General features: G+C 62.3%; 23 protein-coding genes. 4 read left to right on the plus strand and 19 right to left on the minus strand.

What is annotated here, in order from left to right; genetic code table 11:
• Positions 1-63 precede the first annotated feature (63 nt).
• From LH365_RS09575 to LH365_RS09615, 9 genes are all read right to left on the minus strand, one after another.
• On the minus strand, positions 64-1,818 hold the full coding sequence (locus LH365_RS09575) for a TadE/TadG family type IV pilus assembly protein (protein ID WP_226743418.1): 1,755 nt from the start codon (positions 1,816-1,818) through the stop codon (positions 64-66).
• Between the two features lie 115 nt (positions 1,819-1,933).
• Positions 1,934-3,640 (minus strand): pilus assembly protein TadG-related protein, encoded by a 1,707-nt coding sequence (locus tag LH365_RS09580; protein WP_226743419.1) that lies wholly within the window; start codon positions 3,638-3,640, stop codon positions 1,934-1,936.
• A 165-nt stretch (positions 3,641-3,805) separates the two neighbouring features.
• Positions 3,806-4,684 (minus strand): RluA family pseudouridine synthase, encoded by an 879-nt coding sequence (locus LH365_RS09585; RefSeq protein ID WP_226743420.1) that lies wholly within the window; start codon positions 4,682-4,684, stop codon positions 3,806-3,808.
• Positions 4,685-4,726: 42 nt separating this feature from the next.
• Positions 4,727-4,990, minus strand: a complete 264-nt coding sequence (locus LH365_RS09590; RefSeq protein WP_226743421.1) for a hypothetical protein — start codon at positions 4,988-4,990, stop codon at positions 4,727-4,729.
• A 44-nt stretch (positions 4,991-5,034) separates the two neighbouring features.
• Entirely contained in the window at positions 5,035-5,532 is a 498-nt protein-coding gene (locus LH365_RS09595) for a DUF805 domain-containing protein (RefSeq protein ID WP_226743422.1), read from the minus strand.
• 97 nt (positions 5,533-5,629) lie between these two features.
• On the minus strand, positions 5,630-6,985 hold the full coding sequence (locus LH365_RS09600; protein WP_226743423.1) for a replication-associated recombination protein A: 1,356 nt from the start codon (positions 6,983-6,985) through the stop codon (positions 5,630-5,632).
• A gap of 51 nt (positions 6,986-7,036) precedes the next feature.
• A complete protein-coding gene (locus LH365_RS09605) occupies positions 7,037-7,531 on the minus strand; it encodes a hypothetical protein (protein WP_226743424.1) in 495 nt (164 codons plus the stop codon).
• A 203-nt stretch (positions 7,532-7,734) separates the two neighbouring features.
• A complete protein-coding gene (locus LH365_RS09610; RefSeq protein WP_226743425.1) occupies positions 7,735-8,007 on the minus strand; it encodes a hypothetical protein in 273 nt (90 codons plus the stop codon).
• A gap of 90 nt (positions 8,008-8,097) precedes the next feature.
• A complete protein-coding gene (locus LH365_RS09615) occupies positions 8,098-8,658 on the minus strand; it encodes an HNH endonuclease (RefSeq protein WP_226743426.1) in 561 nt (186 codons plus the stop codon).
• Positions 8,659-8,971: 313 nt separating this feature from the next.
• Between LH365_RS09615 and gluQRS the strand changes: the two genes are divergently transcribed.
• Positions 8,972-9,799, plus strand: coding sequence for a tRNA glutamyl-Q(34) synthetase GluQRS (gene gluQRS, locus LH365_RS09620; RefSeq protein ID WP_226745471.1), 828 nt, complete (start codon positions 8,972-8,974; stop codon positions 9,797-9,799).
• Between the two features lie 71 nt (positions 9,800-9,870).
• On the opposite strand, the gene LH365_RS09625 is transcribed toward gluQRS, so the two are convergent.
• The gene (locus LH365_RS09625) at positions 9,871-10,074 is read right to left on the minus strand and encodes a cold-shock protein (protein WP_107870278.1); all 204 of its coding nucleotides are present in this window, start codon (positions 10,072-10,074) and stop codon (positions 9,871-9,873) included.
• A gap of 398 nt (positions 10,075-10,472) precedes the next feature.
• Between LH365_RS09625 and LH365_RS09630 the strand changes: the two genes are divergently transcribed.
• Positions 10,473-11,576: an alpha/beta hydrolase gene (locus LH365_RS09630; RefSeq protein WP_226743427.1), complete on the plus strand. Its 1,104-nt coding sequence runs from the start codon at positions 10,473-10,475 to the stop codon at positions 11,574-11,576.
• A gap of 159 nt (positions 11,577-11,735) precedes the next feature.
• Here LH365_RS09630 and LH365_RS09635 read toward each other — a convergent pair whose 3' ends face one another.
• Positions 11,736-13,340: an AbgT family transporter gene (locus tag LH365_RS09635; RefSeq protein ID WP_226743428.1), complete on the minus strand. Its 1,605-nt coding sequence runs from the start codon at positions 13,338-13,340 to the stop codon at positions 11,736-11,738.
• A gap of 253 nt (positions 13,341-13,593) precedes the next feature.
• Between LH365_RS09635 and LH365_RS09640 the strand changes: the two genes are divergently transcribed.
• Both LH365_RS09640 and LH365_RS09645 read left to right on the plus strand, forming a co-directional pair.
• Positions 13,594-13,953: an RcnB family protein gene (locus tag LH365_RS09640; RefSeq protein WP_226743429.1), complete on the plus strand. Its 360-nt coding sequence runs from the start codon at positions 13,594-13,596 to the stop codon at positions 13,951-13,953.
• 126 nt (positions 13,954-14,079) lie between these two features.
• The gene (locus LH365_RS09645; protein WP_226743430.1) at positions 14,080-14,508 is read left to right on the plus strand and encodes an RcnB family protein; all 429 of its coding nucleotides are present in this window, start codon (positions 14,080-14,082) and stop codon (positions 14,506-14,508) included.
• A gap of 50 nt (positions 14,509-14,558) precedes the next feature.
• On the opposite strand, the gene dxs is transcribed toward LH365_RS09645, so the two are convergent.
• The 8 genes from dxs to LH365_RS09685 all read right to left on the minus strand — a co-directional run bounded on the left by dxs (position 14,559) and on the right by LH365_RS09685 (position 21,778).
• Positions 14,559-16,484 carry a 1-deoxy-D-xylulose-5-phosphate synthase gene (dxs, locus tag LH365_RS09650; RefSeq protein WP_226743431.1) on the minus strand — a complete coding sequence of 642 codons (1,926 nt, stop codon included), beginning with the start codon at positions 16,482-16,484 and terminating at the stop codon, positions 14,559-14,561.
• 220 nt (positions 16,485-16,704) lie between these two features.
• Positions 16,705-17,613, minus strand: coding sequence for a polyprenyl synthetase family protein (locus tag LH365_RS09655; RefSeq protein WP_226743432.1), 909 nt, complete (start codon positions 17,611-17,613; stop codon positions 16,705-16,707).
• A gap of 3 nt (positions 17,614-17,616) precedes the next feature.
• Complete coding sequence (locus tag LH365_RS09660) at positions 17,617-17,871, minus strand: exodeoxyribonuclease VII small subunit (RefSeq protein ID WP_226743433.1); 255 nt, start codon at positions 17,869-17,871, stop codon at positions 17,617-17,619.
• Between the two features lie 47 nt (positions 17,872-17,918).
• The gene (locus LH365_RS09665) at positions 17,919-18,521 is read right to left on the minus strand and encodes a histidine phosphatase family protein (protein WP_226743434.1); all 603 of its coding nucleotides are present in this window, start codon (positions 18,519-18,521) and stop codon (positions 17,919-17,921) included.
• Between the two features lie 217 nt (positions 18,522-18,738).
• Positions 18,739-19,974: a cyclopropane-fatty-acyl-phospholipid synthase family protein gene (locus LH365_RS09670; RefSeq protein ID WP_226743435.1), complete on the minus strand. Its 1,236-nt coding sequence runs from the start codon at positions 19,972-19,974 to the stop codon at positions 18,739-18,741.
• Between the two features lie 54 nt (positions 19,975-20,028).
• Positions 20,029-20,454 carry a DUF2177 family protein gene (locus tag LH365_RS09675; RefSeq protein ID WP_226743436.1) on the minus strand — a complete coding sequence of 142 codons (426 nt, stop codon included), beginning with the start codon at positions 20,452-20,454 and terminating at the stop codon, positions 20,029-20,031.
• Between the two features lie 80 nt (positions 20,455-20,534).
• A complete protein-coding gene (locus tag LH365_RS09680; protein WP_226743437.1) occupies positions 20,535-21,185 on the minus strand; it encodes a ChrR family anti-sigma-E factor in 651 nt (216 codons plus the stop codon).
• Positions 21,182-21,778 (minus strand): sigma-70 family RNA polymerase sigma factor, encoded by a 597-nt coding sequence (locus tag LH365_RS09685; RefSeq protein ID WP_226743438.1) that lies wholly within the window; start codon positions 21,776-21,778, stop codon positions 21,182-21,184. Before LH365_RS09685 ends, LH365_RS09680 begins: the two co-directional genes overlap by 4 nt.
• Positions 21,779-21,788: the final 10 nt, after the last annotated feature.

The following is a 21,788-nucleotide window of genomic DNA, read 5'->3' on the forward strand; positions in this document are numbered from 1 at the left end:
AGCGCGGACCGTCCGAGGCCCGCGCTTTTCGATTAACACCGTCAATCGGTTGAGAAAAGACGCTTACTTGGTCAGGCGCGTCTTTTTGATCGCCTCGAACACGTCCTTGAGCGCCTGATTGAGCTGGGTGGCGTTCGTCAGATCGTAATAATACTCGGTCTTGGACGCGCACTGGCTCAGCAGATCGGAGTTGCCTTCCATCACTCGGATGACGAAGACGGTGATGCCCTTGTCCTTCGCCGCCTGACAGGCCAGCTTGGTGCGGGCGTCGATCGTTGCGGTCGTCGAGGTCCAGCGGTTCTGCGTGTTCTCGCCGTCGGTCACCAGGATCATGTACTTGTAAGTAATGTCGTCCTTGAAGGCCACGCCCCCGGTCATCGGCTCGGACGGGGACAGGATTTCGATGCCCCACTGCACGCCGATGGTGACATTGGTGTTCCCCGAAGGCGTCAGCCCCTTGATATAGGTGCGGGTGGCCGTAATATCCTCGCTCAGGGCCCGCATGGTCAGCAGGTTGTTGCCGTTGGCGCAGGGACGCGCCGGATACTTGCTGGCGGCGGCGGCGCCGGGCGATTCCGCCGACACGTCGTAGGGCTGGGTGCGGTCGATGACGCAGCCCGTCCAGGCCGAGCGATTTGAGGGTATGGCGGGGAAATAGGTCGTCTTGGCCAGACCGTTGGTGGTCGATTTCACCGTGTAGGCGTCCTTGCCGTCATAGCCGTTGGAATAGCCGTAGCTGTAGGTCAGCACGGTCGAGGCCACGCTGCCAAAGCCCGACGGGACATTGTTCGTACTATCGTAGCCCGACTTGCCCGCCGTCGATGTGCCCGACTGCGAGTCGAAAACGGTGACGGTTCGTGTCGCCGACTGACCGCCGGTGGTTGTGCTGCAGGCGCCGGTTTCAGCGTTGCAGGAGGTTCCGCCCGTCGTGGTGTAGGTCTGCGTGTAGGTATAGCTCTTTTCGGTGTAGGTGCGGCTGGTGTTGCTGCCCGCGTCATAAACCTTCACATAGACTTCGTAATAGGTATTGCCGCTGTTGCTGCCCGTACCCTTATAGGTCTTGGTATAGAGCTTGGCCGTCGATTTGCAGCTCAGCGGATCGGCGCTGGTCATGCAGGCGCGCTCGACGGCGTCGATCATCATGGTGCAGTAGCTGCCGCTCAGGCCCGTGCAGCTTTGCGAACTGCTGGCCGTGCCGTAATCGACCCAGGCGTAGCCGACGCCGGGCGAGACGCGCACCTGCGTATCGAAGGGCACCACGCCGACCTTGGTGCCGGTGGAGTTCTTGCCCGTAGAGTCAAGCAGGCTGGCCAGCACCGTATCGACCGACGACTTCAGATTGGTCATGCGGCCGTCCTTCGACATCGACCCCGTGGAGTCGAGGACGAAGACGATTTCCGACTTGCGCATCTGCGCCTTGGCCTCGGATTCGACCGACAGATCGAAATACTGGATGCCGACGATCTGCAAAAGCAGGGTCGGCAGCTTGGCCGTAGCCGTATAGGTCAGGCTGGTATTGCTGCCTTCGACGACGCGCAGCAGGTCCTTGCTGGTGATCTTGTCCTTCAGGTCGGTCGCCAGGTTGCCGTTGAAGGCCAGATGCGCCGCCGTCTTCTGCGCCGCGTCTGTCGTCCCCGACGACATGGTCGCCGCGCGCAGCACCGCCGCATCGGCGGCGTCCTGCAGCGAAGAACGCGCGGTTATCATTCGACCGAGATCGATACTGCCGCCGACCGCGGCCACCAGACCGAAAGCGGCCAGGCCGAAAACGACGGCAGTATTGCCCCGGCGATTGGCGAAAAACGATTTGAATAGCATGGGTGCCTCGGTTAGCCCGAATTGTTCACTATTCAGGATAGAGGCAAAAGATTAATATTCCGCCTAACACCGGTTTGCGTATATTAATATTTCTGAAACCTATCTTTATTGGAGATTACTGCGTCAGGCGCGTACTCTGGATTGAGTAAAACACTTTGGCCAGCGTGGAGGTAAGCTGACTTGCCGCTGTCACGTCATAGAAATACTCAGGTTTGCTGGCGCAGGACTTGAGCATGGTGGAGTTCCCCTCCATGACGCGGATCGTATAGACAGTGATCCCCAGATCCTTGGCCGCCTGACAGGCCTTGAGCGTGCGCTCGTTGATCGCCGTGGCCGAGGTGGACCAGCGGTTCTGAGTGTTCTCACCGTCGGTAATGATGATCATGTACTTGTAGTTGGTCTTGTCGTCGTAAGAGATGCCGGTATTGAACGGCAGCTCCGGCGACAGGACTTCCATGCCCCACTGAACCCCGATGGTGATATTGGTGTTGCCCGCCGGCGTCATCTTCTGGGCATGGGCGCGCACTGCGGCGATATCGGTCGTCAGACCCATCACCGGCAGCAGGTTGTTGGTGGCGCACTTGGCCGCCGGGTAGAGGGTGTCGGCATTGCTGGCGATCGGCGATTGCCCCGACACGTCGTAGGGCTGTTTGCGGTCGATGACGCAGCCGTTCCAGGTATCGGTGCCGACGCCCAGCAGGTCTTCGTTGGCCGTGACGGTGTCGTTGTTCTTGATGTCGGTCGTCGAGCCCGAACCGTAGCCGCCGGCGTTGATCGGCGTTGCCGTGATGGTGCCGCTATACAGATTGTAGCTGTCGTTCGGACGGCCATAGTATGCCGGCTGCGACCAGTCGGTCGAATTGCTCGACGCCGAGGTGCGCGCCCAGGTCGAGGTCGAGTAGGTCTCGGTCCGCGACACCACCGTGTAGTCGCAATAGGTATAGTTGTAGTTCACCCAGCAATAGCCGTGGTTTTCCGCATAGTAAGACGTGGTGAAAACCCGGTAACTGCCGTTGGAGGTGTAGGCATAGATTTTCGCATTGGCCTTACAGGCGGCGACGTCCTTTGCGCCGATGCACATACGCTCGCGCGTCGTGGCCAGCGACGTACATTTGTCGTCGGACATGTTGCTGCCCGTACAGCTATAGCTGTAGGCATTGTCACCGAATTCACCGGCAATGCCTGACGCCGGAACGCCCTTGATATTAACCTGTGTGTCGAATGGCACGATGGCCACCTTGGCGCCCCAGGTGTTCTGACCGTTGACCAGCAGCGAAGCGAGCACGCTGTCCACCGCCAGTTTGAGATTGGTCATGCGCGAATCCCGCGACATGGAACCTGTGGAATCGAGCACGAGAGCGATTTCGGATTTGCGCAGTTCGGCTTCGGCAGACGATGTCACCGACATTTCCAGCTTCGGAATGCCGAACAGGTTGAGGAAGGCTGTCGAGACCTGCGCCGTCGCCGCATAGGTAGCGGTCTTGCGCGACCCCACGGTCGTGAAATTCAACCCTTTGGAACCGGCGGTAATGCCGGAATCCTTGAGGTTAAGCAGGAAGACGGTGTCCGCCGACGATTTGGCCGCGGTTTCGTCCTTGGCCAGAAGCGCGCCGCGCAGAGCGGCGGCGTCCGCCGCGTTCTGCAGATAATCGCGCTGTTGCTGGGCCTGATTGAACTCGACGCCCGCCCCGGCCGCCGTCACCAGCGTCACCGCCATAAGGCCGAAAACGATCGTCGTATTGCCTTTGGCATCCCGCCCCAGAGCAGACAGAGACGAACGAAGACCCGCGCGTCCCCGGAACGCGCCCAACCACTTAAGCATGCTCTTTATCTGCCCCGAACGAAATACACATCAGGACAAAGTTTATGGATGACGGGTTAAGAGGGGAAAAACAGACGTAGATAACACCAGGTTAAGCAGGATAAGATAGCGCCGATACTTGAAATTTCGGTTAACTCGCTATACTTCTACCAAACTGTACACAGCTTATGGCGTAAGGCCCAGAGCGTCACACAGGACCTGTATGTCAGCGCCCAGCGGCGCCTCCCACCTTTTGCGTCCGCCCTGCGGGTGCGGAAACTCGATGGCGCGGGCGTGCAGCATCAGTCTGGGCACGCGCGCGCCGTCAAGGCTGAGTGCGCCGCCGTAGCGCACATCGCCGGCAATGGGGCAGCCCAGATGCGCCATATGCACGCGGATCTGGTGCATGCGGCCAGTAAAGGGTTCGCACTGGACCAGCGCCGAGGTATCGGTGCGGCTGACGACGCGGTAGGTCGTTTTCGCCGTCAGGGCGTCGGGATGGTCCGCCGCGCAGACCCGGCTATAGGCTTCGCGTCCGATCTCCTCGCGGCGCAGAGGCGCGTCGATGACGCCCTCGTCGGCGAGCCTTTCCGGATTGCCGACGACGCACAGATAGGTCTTGTGGACGTCGCGCGCGGCGATGGCGTTGCCGACAAAGGCCGCCGCCGGCTTGGTCTTCGCCGCCAGAATAATGCCCGACGTATCGCGGTCCAGCCGGTGCAGCAGGCGCGGCTTGTTGCCGTTCGACTTGGCGAAGGCCCACAGCATGTCGTCGAGATTGTGGAAATTCCCGCGCCCACCCTGAGACGACAGGTTGAACGGCTTGTTGAAGCCCATGATCACGCCGTCATCGTGGATCAGCATGGACTTCACCCACACGACCTCTTCGTCCGACAGTTTCAGCGGACGGTCGATGGCGCGCGGATTGCTCCCGATCTGTTTCTGACGGACAAGGCCTTTCGCCTCGCGTTCCGCGACCGCCGCCCTGTGCTGCGGCGACTGGCGCGAGGCTTTCTTGCGGTTGAACTTGTCCTGCTGCTTTTCGGTAAAGGGCTTTTTCGTCATGCGGCGCTCTTACAGTATCGCCCGGCGCTTGCCCATGCCTTTTCAGTTCCGGTTTTTGCCGCCGCCACGGCGACCGATCAAACGCGCGCCTTTCAGCGAGCCGACAAAGGCCGCCAGCACGATCAGGGCGCCCATGATAAACGCGGCCCAGATCACCACGCCTGCGCCACTGAGGTCGATATTCAGACCGCGCAGCCATCGGCTGGCCTGACCGGGGGCGTAGAGGGCCAAAAGCACAAGACCGGCGAACACCGCCGCGAGGCCCCAGGCCACCGCCTTCACAATCTGTCCGATGGTTCGTCCCATGCCCTGCCCTTTGCTCGCGATCCAAAGGGTTATAGGCGGATTTTCTAGCGGTTTCCACTCATGCGTACACCGCCCACCGGCCGGCGCGACAGGCGCGCCCCCGAAGGCACGGCCGGCTTGGCCAGCAGGAAGAAGAGCACGAACAGGCCCGCGCCGAAGACCAGCACCTGCCACCAGCCCGAACGATTGAGGTCGTGCAGACGGCGCGCACTGACGGCGACATAGGGGATCAGCAGAAGCAGCGGCGCGATATAGAACCCTTTGCTGTCGAACGCGCCGTCCAGGATCGCGCCGTCCAGGATCGCGGCGGCCACATAGGCGCCGACGAACAGCAACAGAAACCACCCGTATTCGGCGCGCGAGGCCCGGCCTTTAAAGTCGAAATATTTGCTCAGGCCGCTTTTGATCGCGGCCTCGAAACCGTGTGTCTCGTGCGGCGCGCCGAAGCGGTTGGGACCGGCGGGACGAATGATGAAGGGCAGAGCCGCCGGCGCGGCCCACAGCAGCAATATCGCCAGTTGTTGCAGGGTTTCCAATGACATGCCGCGACTCCTTCACTTGGTAGAACCGGGTGAAGTCTCGGACGCGAATGTGCCGGAATTAGGGACGCAAGGTCACATTGCGGAGATTGAAATGTGACTACTCCCCCCTTTGTCTCTGCTTTTTCTTCCGCAGTTCGGCCCAGTATTCAAGCCGCTGTCGCGTCTTGCCCTCGTGCCCCTCGCCCTTCGGGTCGTAGAATTTCGGCCTTTCCATCCCCTCCGGGAAGTAGTTCTGCCCCGAAAAGCCGTCCGGATCGTCCGGGTCGTAGATATAGCCTTCGCCATAGCCCAGTTGCTTCATCAGCTTGGTCGGCGCGTTACGGATGACTTCGGGCGGATCGAGCGTGGCGGTGTCCTTGGCCGCCTTCATCGCCGCCTTGAAGGCCGTGTAGACGGCGTTCGATTTCGGCGCCGAGGCCATGTGCACCAGGGCCTGCGCAATCGCCAGTTCGCCTTCGGGCGAGCCCAGGACTTCGTAAGTTTCGCGCGCCGCATTGGTCATGATCAGCGACATGGGGTCGGCATTGCCGATGTCTTCGGAGGCCATGCGCTGCATCCGCCGCACGATGTACAACGGGTCCTCGCCGCCCTGAAGCATCCGCGCGAACCAGTAGAGCGCCGCATCGGGATCGGAGCCGCGCACCGACTTATGCAGGGCCGAGATCAGATTGTAGTGCCCCTCACGGTCCTTGTCGTAATTGGGCCGGCGCTTTTGCAGGTTCTGCAGCAGGGCTTCGGAAGTGAGCGGCGCTTTGAAGCCCATAGAGTCGAGCGACTCGATCAGGGTCAGCAGATAACGCCCGTCACCGTCGGCCAGCCCTTTCAGCGTTTCCTTCGCCTCATCCATCAGCGGCAGGGCGCGCCCCAGATTCACCTCGGCGCGGGTAATGAGCTTGTCCATCGCCTCGTCATCAAGGCGTTTCAGCACGAAAACCTGACAGCGCGACAGAAGCGCCCCGTTCAACTCGAAGGACGGATTTTCGGTCGTCGCCCCGATCAGGGTGACCACCCCGGCCTCGACATAGGGCAGGAAACTGTCCTGCTGGGCGCGGTTGAAACGGTGGATTTCGTCAACGAACAGCACGCTGCGCACGCCCTGATTCCGCCGGGCCTGCGCGTATTCGAAGGCCTTTTTCAGGTCGGCCACGCCGGAAAAGACGGCGGAAATCTGCTGAAACTCGTAGCCGACGCTGGCGGCCAAAAGCCGCGCAATAGTCGTCTTGCCCACACCCGGCGGGCCCCACAAAACCAGCGACGGCAGGAAACCGCGCTCGACGGCGCGCGCAATGGCCCCGCCCTCACCCAGCAGATGATCCTGCCCCACGATCTCGGACAGGGCCTGCGGCCGCAAACGCTCGGCCAGCGGCTTGAACCCTTCGGGCGCGGAGGTCAAGGTCGGGGCTTGCGGGGTCAGGCCGGCGGCCTGAAACAGGTCATTGGAAGCGGGAGACATGGAACATGTATAGAACATTTCCGCCACCGAGGGAAAGTCTCAAAAATGCGCTCAGCTCGGCTTTTTATAGGCCGTGCCGTCCGGCCATTTGCCGGTGCGGGCCGCGCGCTGCTCGCGCATCTGAGCCTGTTTGTCGGCCCAGCCCTTTTGCCAGTTGGCGTCCGTGGTTTCGGTGGAGTTTGCCGCCGCCGCAGGCGCGGGGGAAGATGACAGAATCCTCTCCTCCCCTGTAAGCCCGTCAGGGCGCAACGGGGGAGGTGCCGAGCTTGTCGAGGCGGAGGGGGCCGACCGGACCGATTTTGCCCCCTCTGTCTTGTCGTTTCGCGCCAATCCCCCTCCGCCGCTGCGCAGGGGAGGATGTTTCGCCTTCACCAACGGCGTGTAGATCGCCCGCAACATCCGTTCGGCGGCGAGGATGGCGCGGGCGGCACGCGCAATTTCCATCGCGTTGGTCGGGCGTGGCGCGGTTTCGAGCGCGCTCAGGACCTGATCGGCCAGGCGCATCAGGCGGCTATAGGCAGGGGTATGGGGGTCGGCGTGTGTCATGGGCTCAGCATGACAGAAGGTTGGCCATCGGGGACAGATTGCAGGAACCGCGCCTAAACAACTGATATTATGTAATTTGCAGCGGGGATAGATTAAGCCACGCATAGACACGGACGGCCGCGTAAGCGCGGCCCCACGGATGTTTATTGCACGCTCGCGACAGCCGTGCGCGATCATCCGCGTTGAGCCGGGGTTAAACCTCTTCAGAGGCTCTCGAAATCCTCGCTGAGGCGCATATGCTCGATGATGGTCTCGCGCGCTTCGTCGTCGGCGTGCGACAGGTCGAGCACCGCATCGCCGGAATCGAGCACCCGCAGGGCCAGCACCTCGCCCATATAGGCAAACCGCGGGATCTTGGGCCCGAACAGGCGCTCGCGCCGCGCCTCGACCTGCACGTCCAGCGTCCTCGCCAGCGCCGCCTCGATCGGTTTCAGGGAAATAGCCGTCTGTCCCTTGTCACGGGGAAAGCGTATCACGCCGAAATCCCGACGATCCAACTCAAAGCGCACGCGCTGCGACATGTTTATCAGCCCGAAGAATACCCATATCCGCTCACCGAAGTCCGTTCAGGGCTCCAGCAGCGTATCCCAATACAGGTAGTCTACCCAACTTTCGTGAAGATAGTGAGGCGGAAAACGCCTTCCCAGCTCCTGAAGCTGATACATTGTCGGACGGTGTGGATTTTTGGACAGCGCCATATGCGCCTGTTGGGGTGTTTTTCCCCCTTTACGCAAGTTACAGGGCGCGCAGGCCGTGATGATATTGGTCCAGGTCGATTTACCGCCCTGCGATACCGGCATCACGTGATCGAACGTCAGATCGTTCCGGCAACCGCAATACTGACAACTGAACTGATCGCGCAGGAAGACGTTATAGCGCGTAAAGGCCGGCGGCCGGTTCTGGTCGATATAGGTCTTGAGGCTGATGACGCTGGGCAGACGCATGGTCAGGGACGGTGAGCGGATTTCGACATCGTAGGTCGAAACCACATCGACGCGGCCTTCGAACACCGCCTTGACGACATCCTGCCACGGGCGGGTCGACAGCGGGTAATAGGACAGCGGCCTGAAATCGGCGTTCAGGACCAGGGCCCGCCGATCCGACGGCGGATTTTTCAGTACCTGCATGGCACGCTCCGCATGACATGAGGAAAAACGGGATAAGCGTACCGGAAGACTGAACTCCTTCTAGGTGAGAAGTTTATCCACAAGCCCACTTAGAACCCGATTCCGGAAAAAGAAAACAGTGAAGTTTGCATGACAGGGGAATTTGTAAGTCGCGCATCTGAGCCAAAAATCGCTGCACACTTTTCGGGATGCGCTTTTCCCGTCGCGCATCCGATCCAAAAACCGCTGCACACTTTTCGGGATGCGCTTTTCCCGTCGCGCATCCGATCCAAAAACCGCTGCACACTTTTCGGGATGCGCTTATATGTCCCCGATGACCTACCGCACCCGCTTCGCCCCCTCCCCCACCGGCTACCTGCACCTCGGCCACGCCTATGCGGCTCTGACCGCCTTTAAGGCCGCGCAAGACGCAGGCGGTGAATGTCTGCTGCGCATCGAAGACATCGACCGCACGCGCTGTCGTCCGGAGTATGAAGCCGCCATCTACGAAGATCTGCACAGGCTGGGTCTCGACTGGCCCGAACCCGTCTTGCGGCAGTCGGACCATCTGGCCGACTACGAAGCGGCGCTGGAAAGGCTGAAGGCGCGCGGGCTGGTCTATGCCTGCTACAAAACGCGCAAGGAACTGGCGCAAGCCGCGCAGGGCGCCCCGCAGGAGGGCGATGCGCCGCGGGCCGAGACAGCGCCTGACCGCGAACCGTCGTGGCGGCTGTCGCTCGATGCCGCGCGGGAGGCTTTAGGGCCTGAATGGGAGCGGTTGTCGTTCGAGGAAACCGGTGCCGGACCGAACGGCGAGACGGGCCGTCAGACCGTGCGGCCTGACGTCAACGGCGATGTGGTGCTGGGGCGCAAGGACATCGGCGTCGCCTACCATCTGGCCGTGGTCATCGACGATGCGCGGCAGGGCATCACCCATGTCCATCGCGGGCACGACCTGTTCGAGGCCACCCATACACAGGTCGTTTTGCAAAAACTGCTTGGCCTTGCCACGCCGGTCTATCGCCACCACGCCCTGCTGCTCGACGATCAGGGCCGGCGGCTGGCCAAGCGCAAGGGCTCGAAATCCCTGCGCGACTACCGCCTCGAAGGCATGGACGCCGAGGCCGTGCGCGCTTTGATCGCCGCAGCGCCCAAAGCCTGACCCTGAAGCAAAAATGAAAAAACCGCCCCGTTGACCGGGACGGCTTTTTCACACCATCAACCTTAACGCTTTTACAGCAGTTGCAGATTGACCGCCGCGGTCTTGCCGCGCTCGGTCTGAAGCTCGTAGGCCAGCTTCTGGCCGTCGGCCAGACCTTGCAGACCTGCGCGCTGCACCGCCGTGATATGCACAAATACGTCGTTGCCGCCTTCGTTCGGCTGAATAAAACCGAAACCCTTGGTGGCGTTGAACCACTTAACCGTACCTTCGGCCATGTGCTCTCCTTAGTCAAAAGCAGTATCGAGGTGTTCGGGAGACAACCTCCCCTACAATCGTCGTTCTCGGTAGCGCAGTTTGAGTTCAGGAAAACAGGAAATCCCATTCTCCGAGCAGTCAGCAGCCAGATCACGAATTGCGTCAGTGAGTAAGACGCAGGTTTTTCAGCCGGTCAAATAAAAATCCCATATAGATCGTGCAACGCAACAAATAAATCGGCGTTCTTCAGGCACTTGGTTAAGGTTCACTCTTAATGCTTACTCAGACTGAGTGACGGTTGCTTTGGCGAACGGTAACAGGTGGCACTTACGGCGTAACGCAGCCGCCCCCACCAGAGTGCTTGTCGGCTTCGGCGAACGCGCCTAACAATGAGGATCGCTGTTGTGCAAGGCTCGCCATGCGTTTGTTGCCGCCCCGTCAGTCCGTCCTGCGTCGCCTGCTGCTGAGGCAGGTGCTGCGCCTGCCCTATGCCGTGCTGAAATTCCTGTCCGGCGGCGGCGTGGTGCACGTGGACGGGCGCACGCTCGACACCCAGATCACCTTCCTGTGGAAGACCTTTTTCGCGCGTCAGGATCGGCGCACGCCGCTGAGCCTGACCGGCACCTCGGTCGAAGGCGCGCGCGAGGACTGGCAGGAGGCGGCGGCCCTGATGAGCGCCGACGCCGATCTGCGGGTCAAGGTCGAGCCGGCCGGCGATGGCGGGCTGGTCAACGGGTCGTTGGTAAGACCCCAGCGCATCGATCACAATGCGCCATTGCTGGTGCTGTTCCACGAGGGCGGCGGCGTGCTGGGCAGACCGGAACTGAGCCTCGCTTTCGCCAGTCTGCTGGCGCATGAGGCGCGTTGCCCGGTGTTTCTGCCCGCCTATCGTCTGGCCCCCGAAAACCGCTTCCCGGCGGGGTACGAAGACGCGCGCATGGCCTGGGACTGGGCGCTGGCCAATCTCGGCAAACTGGGCGCGGCATCGGGTCAGGCCGCCGTCGGCGGCATCGGCATGGGCGGCAATATGGCCGCGCGTCTGTGCCTCGACCTGCGGCGCGAGTTCAAGCCCCTGCCCGTGGCGCAACTGCTGGTTACGCCCCTGCTCGACCTGAGCGCGGATCTGAAGACCAGCCGCTTCGCCCGTAGCTGGCCGATCAGCGCCGCCGATCTCGACATCATGATCGGCCACTATGCCGGGGCCGGCACGGCGCTGAGCGATGTCGCCCTGTCGCCCCTGCGCGAAGAGGTCGTCAACGGCTTGCCAAAGACATTGATCGTCTCCGGAGGGCTCGATCCGCTGGCGGCTCAGGCCGAACGCTATGCGCGCCGCCTGATGGAAGCACGCGCCCCGACCGTCTACCGCCGCTACGACACGCTGCCCCTGGGTTTCCCGTTGTTTGCAGGGGTGTCGGACCACGCTCAGGACGCCGTGCGCGACATGGCCCGGCTGTGGAGTGAGTTGGTTCTGTTGGGAGACGAAAAAGACCCTCCACAGATGGCCACAGATACACACAGATAGAGCGGCGCTTGTGGGCTCGCCCGAGCGCATATGATGGCCTTGAAATGACGCGCCTTGCGCGTCCTGCTATTCATCCGATTGAGCACTCAAGCTTCCCCACGTGACGGCCATCTGTGTGCATCTGTGGCCATCTGTGGAGACCCTTATCCAACTTGAAACCTACTGCCCCGGCGGGGTGTAATGCACCTGCGCGCCCGGCCCCAGCGGCAGGTCGAGCGCCACCCAGGCCGCCGTCATGGCGATGCCCGCGACCATGAAACTCAGGGCATAGGGCAGCATCAGGGCCAGCAATGAGCCCACCCCCATGCTCTTGTCCCATCGTCGGGTAAAGGCCAGAATCAGCGGGAAGTAGGACATCAGCGGCGTCATGATATTGGTGTAGCTGTCGCCCATGCGATAGGCCGCCGTGGTCATTTCCGGCGAAATGCCGACCAGCATGAACATCGGCACCACGACCGGCGCCAGGGCCGACCACTTGGCCGAGGCCGAGCCGATGAACAGGTCGAGCACCGACGAAAACATCAGCACGCTGACCAGCAGGATCGGCGCCGGCAGGTTCCACGCCTTGAGAATTTCCGCGCCGTTGATGGCCGTGATCGGCCCCAGCCGCGACCAGTTGAACATGGCCACGAAATGCGCGGCGAAGAAGGCGAAGACCAGATAGGGGGCCAGCGAGCGGATGCCTTCGCCCATCATCTTGACCACGTCATTGTCCGATTTGATCGTGCCCGCCGACGTGCCGAAGGCAATGGCCGTGGTGATGAACAGCAGGAAGAAGCCGGCGATCAGCGCGGCATAGAAGGGCTGAAGCTGGGCCGGGCCCGTGGCTTCTTCGTTGATCAGCGGCGTATAGCCGGGCCACAGGGCCAGGGCCGCGAAACCGGCGACGACCAGCAACGCCACCAGACCGGCGCGCTTAAGGCCCTTTTTCTCAGCGGGCGTGACCTCGGACTTGGCCAGTTCGGCCTGTAGCTCCGTGTCCGGCGAGCCGCCCCATTTGCCCAGACGCGGCTCGACCACCTTGTCCGTGATAAACCACGCCACCGGCGTGAACAGGCAGACAATGGCCAGAATGAACCACCAGTTGCCGACCGGGTTCATCGTCCAATCGGGATCGATGATGCGGGCGGCTTCCTGCGTGAAGCCGAACAGCAGCACGTCGATCTGGCCCGGCGTGATATTGCCGGCATAGCCGCCTGATACGGCAGCAAAGGCCGCGGCGATACCCACCAGCGGATGCCGGCCGACCGAGGCGTAGATCAGGCCCGCCAGAGGAATGAAGACGACATAGGCCGCGTCCGAAGCGTGGTGCGACACCATGCCGGTGACGATGACGCACGGCGTCAGTATGGCGCGCGGCGCGTTACGCAAGGACGAGCGGATCAGGGCGGAGAACAGGCCCGACCGCTCGGCCACCGCCGCGCCGTACATGACCACAACCACCACGCCCAACGGCGCGAAGCCGGTCAGGGTCTTGGGCATATCGACCAGCAGCCGCCCGATGTTTTCGGCGGTGAACAGGCTGGTCGCCGTATAGGTCACCACGCCGTTGTCCAGCGTCGCCCAGTGCGGCGCTTCTTCGCCGGTATAGGGGATGGAAGCCGACCAGCCGAAATGCGCGCCAACGGTCGACAGCACCATCAGGGCCAGGATCAGCCAGACGAAAATCATCACCGGATCGGGCAGTATATTACCGGCCTTTTCGACCAGCCCCAGAAAACCTCTGGATCGCCGTGCGGCGTCTTCCGAATGCGGCGTCGTCACGCTGCCCTCCACTCACGCAAAAACACCACGGTAGCCAAGGTTTTGCACGTGTAAACGGGGCCGCCCGAATGCAATCGATACCAATGTTCATAAATTTTCAAAGGCGCGTTTCCGCCCGCAATGTTTCACGCCTTCAACACAACCAACACGTTGAAACCTTTAATCATTCATATCGCGTTCAGTGGGCGGGGCCCACGCTCTACGCATGGACCGCAGACAACGCGGCACCAGAAACAGACAAAGGAGTTTGGCAATGAAACGCATGATGACCGCTTCCGTTATCACCCTGATGGCCGGTTCGCTTCTGATGAACAGCGTCGCCATCGCCGCCCCTCAGCAGGGTCCCTCGCACGGCAACGAGCGTCCGGCGGCCGAGCGTCACGATAACCGTCACAACGATCGCGACGAGCGCGGCTGGCATAAGACGTCCGATTTCCGCAAGGGCGGCCATGTCGCCTATAAGGACTGGCAACGCGGCAAGGCCGTCGATTACCGCAAGCACAAGCGCCTGTCGAAGCCGCCCAAGGGCCATGAATGGCGTCAGGTCGATAACCGTTACATCCTGGCCGCCGTCACCACCGGCGTCATCACGACCATCATCCCCAGCAAGTAAGATTTCACCACTCGAAAGCGGACGGCGGTCCCTGAACGGGGGCCGCCGCCTTCGTTCATGCAGGGTTCAGGCAGAAAGGCGCAATCTGGTGTCACTGGGATGGGGCAACCCACTGGAGAGACCGTTATGAAACGCATAGTCACCGCTTCCATTCTGGCCATGATGACCGGTTCCATCCTCATGGCCGACGTCGCCGCCGCCGATCCGCGCCACCATGACCGCCATGATCGTTATGAGCGCGGCCATGATCGGGGCGACCGTTATGATCGCCACGATCGCTACGACCGTTGGGATCGCGACGACCGCCGTGGCCGTTACGACCCCTACCGCAGCTATGATCGTGGTCGCCACTATGGTTGGCGCGAGCGCTCGGAATGGCGTCGCGGGGGCTACGTCGCCTATCGCGACTGGGATCGCGGCTACGCCATCGATTACCGCCGCCACCGTCACCTCTACGCCCCGCCGCGCGGCTATGAATGGCGTCACGTCGACGACCGCTACGTTCTGGCGGCGGTCGCGACCGGTCTGATCGCAGCCATCGTGCTGAGTAATTAAGACTGGATCACACATGAAAACGGCGCTCCGTAAGGGGCGCCGTTTTTTGCTTATCCCAGCACCGCCACCTTCGCGATATCGGCGTCGCTGAACCCCAGCGCCTTCATGGCTGAGGCCGCGATGCCCTGCGCGTCCAGCCCGGCATCGGCGTACATCTTTTCCGGCTTGTCATGGTCCTGAAACACGTCCGGCAGGGTCAGGGTGCGGATTTTCAGCCCGTTATCCAGCGCGCCCTCGCCTGCCAGATAGTGCAGCACGAAGGCCCCGAAGCCGCCGATCGCCCCCTCCTCGACCGTGATCAGGCATTCGTGGTGCCTGGCCAGTTGCCGGATCAGTTCCTTGTCCAGCGGTTTGGCAAAGCGCGCATCGGCGACCGTGGTCGGCAGGCCGCGCGCCCCCAGCAGATCGGCGGCCTTCAAGGCCTCCTGCAAACGCGCCCCCAGCGACAGGATGGCGACTTTCGAGCCTTCGCGGACGATGCGGCCCTTGCCGATGGCCAGCGTCTCCGGCATGGCCGGGATTTCGACGCCGACGCCTTCGCCGCGCGGGTAACGGAACGCCGAAGGCCCGTCGTCATAAGCGGTCGCCGTGGCGATCATGCGCGCCAGCTCGGCCTCGTCCGACGCGGCCATGATCATCATGCCGGGCAGCGTCCCCAGATAGCCGATATCGAACGTCCCGGCGTGCGTCGCCCCGTCGGCCCCGACCAGACCGGCGCGGTCGATGGCGAAGCGCACCGGCAGGTCCTGAAGCGCCACATCGTGCGCCACCTGATCGTAGCCGCGTTGCAGGAAGGTCGAATAAAGCGCGCAGAACGGCTTCATGCCGTCCGCCGCCAGACCGGCGGCAAAGGTCACGGCGTGCTGTTCGGCGATGCCGACATCGTAGGTGCGCGTCGGAAAGACTTCGGCGAAACGATCGAGCCCCGTGCCTGACGGCATGGCGGCCGTGATGGCCACCACCTTGGGATCGATATGCGCCTGCTTGATCAGTTCGGCGGCGAAGACCTCGGTATAGGACGGGGCATTGGCCTTGGGCTTGGCCTGTTCGCCGGTGATGACGTCGAACTTGGCCACGCCGTGATACTTGTCCGAAGCGGCCTCGGCGGGGGCATAGCCCTTGCCCTTTTGCGTCACCACATGGACCAGCACCGGGCGGTCGGTGATGTCGCGCACGCGCTTGAGCACCGACAGCAGGTTATCCATGTCGTGCCCGTCGATGGGACCGACATAGTAGAAGCCCAACTCTTCGAAAAAGGTGCCGCCGGTGAACCAGGTGCGCGAGAATTCCTCGGACTTCTTGGCCATCTCGAACAGCGGACGCGGCAGGCGTTCGGCAACCGACTTGCCCCAGCGGCGCACCGCCTGATAGGCCCCGCCGGAGACCAGATTGGCCAGATAGGCGCTCATGCCCCCGACCGGCGGCGCGATCGACATGTCGTTATCGTTGAGGATGACCGTCAGGTTTTTCGTCGTTTCGGCGGCATTGTTCATCGCCTCATAGGCCATGCCGGCCGACATCGAGCCGTCGCCGATGACCGCCACCACCTTGTTGTCGCCGCCCTGCTGATCGCGCGCGGCGCAGAAGCCCAGCGCCGCCGAGATCGAGGTCGCCGCATGGGCCGCGCCGAACGGATCGTAAGGGCTTTCGGAACGCTTGGTGAAGCCCGACAGGCCGCCGCCCTGACGCAGCGTGCGGATACGGTTGCGCCGCCCGGTCAGAATCTTGTGCGGATAGCACTGATGCCCGACGTCCCAGATGAGGATGTCGCGCGGCGTTTCAAACACATGGTGCAGGGCCACGGTCAGTTCGACCACCCCCAGCGCCGACCCCAGATGCCCGCCCGTCTTCGACACCACGTCGATGGTTTCGGCCCGCACCTCGTCGGCAAGGGTCTGCAGGTCGGCGGCGGGCAGATGACGGATCGCCTCCGGAGCCGTCAGCGAGTCCAGAACGGGCGTTTCGGGTTGGGGCATAAACGGTGCACTCATACGCCGGACGCGGACCGGCAATTGTTTTATGGTCTCTACCGCAACGGACATAAAACTGTGAGGGGGTTTTGTCCAGTTTCATATGCCGGAAATACCCCCTCGCCCCTACGGGGAGAGGGTTGGGTGAGGGGGAACGAAACGATGCAACAGATGCCCCCTCATCCGGCCTTACAGGCCACCTTCTCCGCGCAGGGGCGAAGGAAGATCAGTTCTGCCGCTTGAGCACGAAATCCACACTGTCGCGCAGTATATCCGCATCGGCGCCGAAAATATCCAGCCGCGCCTTGCACTGATCCGACAACAGTTTCACCCGCGCCTTGGCCTCATCCAGACCCAGGAGCGTCACGAAATTGGTCTTGCCCTTGGCAGCGTCCTTACCGCCGGCGGCCTTGCCCAGCAGGTCCGGATCGCCCTCGACATCCAGCAGGTCGTCGGCAATCTGATAGGCCAGACCCAGATCCTGCGCGAAGTGGATCAGGGCGTTGGCCTCCTTCTCAGGCGCATCGGCGACAATGATAGGGATTTCAAAGGCATGGACGATCAGCGCGCCGGTCTTCATGCGCTGCATACGCGCCACGCCGCCGAGGTCGTCGGAGACGCCGATCAGGTCGATCATCTGACCGCCGGCCATGCCCTGCGCACCCGACGCCAGCGCCAGCCGCGAGATCAGTTCCACGCGAACGCGCGGGTCTTCGTGGGTGTCTTCGGAGGCCAGGATTTCAAACGCCACGGTCTGAAGCGCATCACCGGCCAGCACGGCGGTCGCCTCATCATAGGCGCGGTGCACGGTCAGTTGCCCTCGGCGAATATCGTCATCGTCCATGCACGGCAGGTCGTCGTGGACCAGAGAATAGGCGTGGATGCATTCCAGCGCGCACGCCGCGCGCAGCACGGCCTGCGCATCGGCATCGAACAACCGACCGGTTTCGAGCGCGAAAAACGGCCGCAGCCGCTTGCCCGGCCCCAGCGCCGCGTAGCGCATGGCCTCGGTCAGCCGCGACTCAAACCCCTCGGCGCGCGGCAGAAGCTCGTCGAGCGCCAGCGTCACCAGATCGGCGGTCTCCTGCATCCGCTGATGCAGGGGCGGCAGGTCGGAATTGGCGGCGACCGGCATCAATCAGTTGAACTCCGCCGGGGCCACGCCCTCGACCTGACCGGTCTTCGACAGGGTGATCTTCTCGACCTGAAGGCGCGCGGCCTCAAGGCGTTCCTCGCACAGGGTCTTCAGCGCCGCGCCGCGCTTATACAGTTCGAGCGACTTTTCCAGCGGCGCCTGACCGGACTCCAGTTCCGCCACGATGCGCTCCAGTTGGGCCAGCGCCTCTTCAAAAGATAAGGTCTCTGGCGACAGGGTCGCTGCTGTTTCGGTCATGATCGGCCTTTCGTTACGCGGTCTACAGGGTCCGGAGGGTGGCTGTCTTATGTGCGCTTCTCGTAGCGGCGGCAGCCCCAGTACTTAAACCCCTGCTCGCAGGTTTGGCTATAGCCTAATTTTCCCAATTCGAGCGAAATCATCCAGTTGAAATAGCCGTGCGCCATCAGCAGCACGTCTTCGCCGGTCCGGGCCTTTTCGTGCAGGAAGCGCGCGGCCTCGGCGGCGCGGGCCTCGGCCTGTTTGCGGGTTTCCTCGCCGGCATGATGGTTGAACGCCCACCACCAGAAGCGCGAAATACCGCCCCAGTATTTGGGCGAAAAGGTCAGAAAGGTCGGCAGGTTCGGCGGCGGCAGCGGCGCTTCGATGAACAGGGGCAGCGACTCAAAGGGTTTGCCCTTGCACACGGCGCGCGCCGTCTCGATGGAGCGTTGCAGGGTCGAGGAATAGACGTATCCCGCCTCTTCGGCCCATTTGACCAGTTGCGGCGGCGGAATCTGACCTTCCAAGAGGCCGGCCAGGGTATAACGGCCCCACCAGTCGCGGTAGCCGGCGGCCGTCAGCCTGACGCGGCGCGACAAGGCCGGCTCGCCGTGCCGTACGAGGGTGATCGCCCCGTTTCGCTTGTCCCCGTTCCCGCCCTTGGCCAAACCGTCGCCTCACTACAGGAATCGCAATCGATTCCCGGCTGCACTTATCTGAGGGGTTTGGTAGCCCGCCCATCGGGGGGAGACAAGACTCTAAATCGCCGCTCCGTGCGCGCAGGACGGGAAGGACTGTGTCTAAGTTATGAATTAACCACGAAAAAACACGGAAAGCACTGACGGATTCCACGCTTTTATCGACAGGGCATGAAACGCCGTTCGCCTATGTGGATTTCTGCAACGCCAGATGCACCACATCCGTGCGTTCGGTGCGGAAGCCCGCTTCGCAATAGGCCAGATAAAACAGCCACATCTTGCGGAAGGCTTCATCGAAACCGCTGATGCGCCCCTCGCCCCAGGCCGCATCGAAGCGGCGCGCCCACATATTCAGCGTACGGGCATAGTCGTGGCCGAACGACTGATCCGACAGGACCGACAGAGCGGCCTTCGCGCTGTGGCTGCGCAGTTTGGACGGCGACGGCAGCATACCGCCGGGGAAGATGTAGCGCTGAATGAAGTCCGGGCGCTGACGATAATCCTCGAACAGTTCGTCGCGGATGGTGATGATCTGAAGCGCCGCCTTGCCGCCCGGCTTGAGGCAATCCGACACCTTGCGGAAATAGGCGTCCCAGTATTCCATTCCCACCGCTTCGAACATTTCGATGGAAACAATGGCGTCATACTCGCCCGTCACGTCGCGGTAATCGAGAAGCTTTATTTCGACGAGATCCGACAGGCCCAGCCGCTGCATACGCTCGACCGCATAGTCGTGCTGGGACGGCGAAATGGTCAGGCAGGTGGCCTTCGCGCCCATCTTCGCGGCGTATTCGGCAAAACCGCCCCAGCCGCAGCCTATTTCCAGTACACGCTGCCCCGGCTTGAGATCGACCAGTCGCGCCAGCGCGGCGTATTTGGCCGTCTGGGCGCGCTCCAGGTCCTCGGTGCCTTTAAACAGAGCCGACGAATAGGTCATGGTGGCGTCCAGCCACTGCGAATAGAAGGCGTTGCCCAGATCGTAATGGGCGAAGATATTGCGGCGCGACCCTTCCTTGGTGTTGCGATTGAAGCTGTGCAGCAGACGGCTCATCATCTGCATGAAGGGATTGCCGATGAAGAAGCGCGTCAGGCGGTCGATATTCAGCGTGAACACTTCGAGCAGGTCGGGCAGGTCGGGCGTGTCCCACTCCCCGGCCACATAGCCGTCGGCGAAACCGACATCGCCCGCCGACAGCACACGCCGCAGAAAGCGGAAATCATTGACCTTAAGCACGCCGTGGGGGCCGGGCTCGCGGCCACGGATTTCAAACGGCGTCCCGTTGGGCAGGATGATGTCGAGATTGCCGCGGTGCCAGTTGTGGCGCAACGTCTTCAGCGGCTGACGCAGGGCCTTCGGCACCAGATGCAGGTCGGCACTCGCCGCGGCGAAATGGGGACCAAGGGATGTCGAGGTGCTGGACATAGGCCGCCTCCGTCTGAGTTTTTAATTATATTGAAAATACGCGCTGCAAAAAATCTATATCTTGAGCAGCCGCCCGGCGAACACGACCAGATGCGACGCCGCCGTGGTCAGGACCGCCCCCCAGATCATGTCAATGACCACCAGCTTCACCGACCAGTCGCGGATCACCGCCAGGGCCGTCAGATTATAGGTGCCGTAGGCCATCAGCCCCAGGAGCGCGGCACTGATCGTCAGTGACCATCCCGCGGGCAGCCCGTGGACCGGCAATTGACCCGACAGAGCGGGAAAGGTCAAAAACCAGGTCACACCGACGGCGTACAGCACGTAGAAGGCCACCGCCGCCGGCAGGTTGATGCGCGTAGCCATCAGATCGCCCATCAGCGGCTTATAGACCGGACCCGCGGTAAGACTCAGCCAAACGGTGTCTATCACCGCAAAGGCGATCAGCGTCAGGACGAGCGCGCTCAGAAACATCTTCATGCCTCACCTTCGGGACTGTGGGTAGGGATTGGCGCCTCGTGCCGTAACGGCTTATCCCGTTTCGGCGCGAGGCTTGTCATTCAGATACGCGCGAAAGGCTGAAGCAGTTTACCCAGAAGCGTCCGGGGCGCGATGGGCGCGGTGGCCGCGATCAGGCACAGGCAATCGTCAGCCGCGATCAGGGGCGAATGGTGATCGCCTTCGTCGCACGACACGCAGTCGCCCGGACGATAGACGCCACCATCATCGCTGAAAGACCCGGTCAGAACCAGAGTCATTTCAAGCCCGTGGTGGTCGTGGACGGGCATCTGCATCCCGCCCTTGACGTGCATCAGATAGGTCAGGCCACGCCCGTCCTTCGGGGCATCGAGATGCGCCATCCACACGCCCGGCGCGCCCCAGTAGCGTTTTTTGAACGCCGCCTGACGAACGCTGTGCGGCAGATCGATGCCACGCAGATAGGCGGGCGATGCCGGCGTGGCCACGGCGGGCGCGGCTTCGGGGCGTTCGATGCGCGCCAGCGCCAGTTCCAGCGCGTCGGCGCTCATTTCCACAGGCGCGACCTCTTCCAGCAGCGACGCGCCGATGGCGTCGAACAGGCGCAGGGACGCGCGGCAATGGGCGCACATCTCCACATGGGTCGCGACCAGCAGGGACTGACCCGCATTCAACCGGCCCCGGTGATAATCGAGCAGGATCAACTCATCGATATGGTGGGTAATAGGGCTCATACGCGTTTACTCGTGTCTGATTGCTCGAACGCCGTCCGCAGCCGCATCATGGCCAGGCGCAGGCGCGATTTGACGGTGCCCAGCGGAAGGGACAGGGCCGCGGCGATATCGCCGTGCGACAGGTCTTCGAAAAAGGACAGCCGCACCACTTCGCGCTGATCCGGCGACAGGGTCTGCATCAGCGCGCCGACCGTACGGGCGTCCTGAACGCCAATCAGATGCGCGTCAGGGGCCTCTTCGGGTTCGGGCGCCCACAGATCGTCCGGCAGCGAATGGGCCCGCTTCTGCTTGCGCAGGCTGTCGATGTGCAGGTTGCGGGCAATGGAATAGATCCAGGTCGTCGCCGAAGCCTTTTTCGGGTCGAAATAGGAGGCCTTGCGCCACACATTGAGTAAAGCGTCCTGCGCCAGATCCTCAGCCTCGATGGCGGTCAGGCCGCGCCCCATCATGAAGGCCTTGAGTTTGGGCGCATAGAGGGTGAACAGCCGGGCATAGGCCTCGCGGTCGCGCCCTTCGGCGATACGCACGATGAGGCCTTCGGCAGCCCCGGCGGGCCGCCCTCCCCCGCTCTTGCCGGTGTCCGTAACGATCATGTGGGCAGAT

This window comes from Asticcacaulis sp. AND118, from assembly GCF_020535245.1.
Lineage (GTDB): Bacteria > Pseudomonadota > Alphaproteobacteria > Caulobacterales > Caulobacteraceae > Asticcacaulis.

Coding starts and splice junctions, on each gene's coding strand:
- LH365_RS09575 (WP_226743418.1), bottom strand. CDS start 1,818: ATGCTATTCAAATCGTTTTTCGCCAATCGCCGGGGCAATACTGCCGTC.
- LH365_RS09580 (WP_226743419.1), bottom strand. CDS start 3,640: ATGCTTAAGTGGTTGGGCGCGTTCCGGGGACGCGCGGGTCTTCGTTCG.
- LH365_RS09585 (WP_226743420.1), bottom strand. CDS start 4,684: ATGACGAAAAAGCCCTTTACCGAAAAGCAGCAGGACAAGTTCAACCGC.
- LH365_RS09590 (WP_226743421.1), bottom strand. CDS start 4,990: ATGGGACGAACCATCGGACAGATTGTGAAGGCGGTGGCCTGGGGCCTC.
- LH365_RS09595 (WP_226743422.1), bottom strand. CDS start 5,532: ATGTCATTGGAAACCCTGCAACAACTGGCGATATTGCTGCTGTGGGCC.
- LH365_RS09600 (WP_226743423.1), bottom strand. CDS start 6,985: ATGTCTCCCGCTTCCAATGACCTGTTTCAGGCCGCCGGCCTGACCCCG.
- LH365_RS09605 (WP_226743424.1), bottom strand. CDS start 7,531: ATGACACACGCCGACCCCCATACCCCTGCCTATAGCCGCCTGATGCGC.
- LH365_RS09615 (WP_226743426.1), bottom strand. CDS start 8,658: ATGCAGGTACTGAAAAATCCGCCGTCGGATCGGCGGGCCCTGGTCCTG.
- gluQRS (WP_226745471.1), top strand. CDS start 8,972: ATGACCTACCGCACCCGCTTCGCCCCCTCCCCCACCGGCTACCTGCAC.
- LH365_RS09625 (WP_107870278.1), bottom strand. CDS start 10,074: ATGGCCGAAGGTACGGTTAAGTGGTTCAACGCCACCAAGGGTTTCGGT.
- LH365_RS09630 (WP_226743427.1), top strand. CDS start 10,473: ATGCGTTTGTTGCCGCCCCGTCAGTCCGTCCTGCGTCGCCTGCTGCTG.
- LH365_RS09640 (WP_226743429.1), top strand. CDS start 13,594: ATGAAACGCATGATGACCGCTTCCGTTATCACCCTGATGGCCGGTTCG.
- LH365_RS09645 (WP_226743430.1), top strand. CDS start 14,080: ATGAAACGCATAGTCACCGCTTCCATTCTGGCCATGATGACCGGTTCC.
- dxs (WP_226743431.1), bottom strand. CDS start 16,484: ATGCCCCAACCCGAAACGCCCGTTCTGGACTCGCTGACGGCTCCGGAG.
- LH365_RS09655 (WP_226743432.1), bottom strand. CDS start 17,613: ATGCCGGTCGCCGCCAATTCCGACCTGCCGCCCCTGCATCAGCGGATG.
- LH365_RS09660 (WP_226743433.1), bottom strand. CDS start 17,871: ATGACCGAAACAGCAGCGACCCTGTCGCCAGAGACCTTATCTTTTGAA.
- LH365_RS09670 (WP_226743435.1), bottom strand. CDS start 19,974: ATGTCCAGCACCTCGACATCCCTTGGTCCCCATTTCGCCGCGGCGAGT.
- LH365_RS09675 (WP_226743436.1), bottom strand. CDS start 20,454: ATGAAGATGTTTCTGAGCGCGCTCGTCCTGACGCTGATCGCCTTTGCG.
- LH365_RS09680 (WP_226743437.1), bottom strand. CDS start 21,185: ATGAGCCCTATTACCCACCATATCGATGAGTTGATCCTGCTCGATTAT.
- LH365_RS09685 (WP_226743438.1), bottom strand. CDS start 21,778: ATGATCGTTACGGACACCGGCAAGAGCGGGGGAGGGCGGCCCGCCGGG.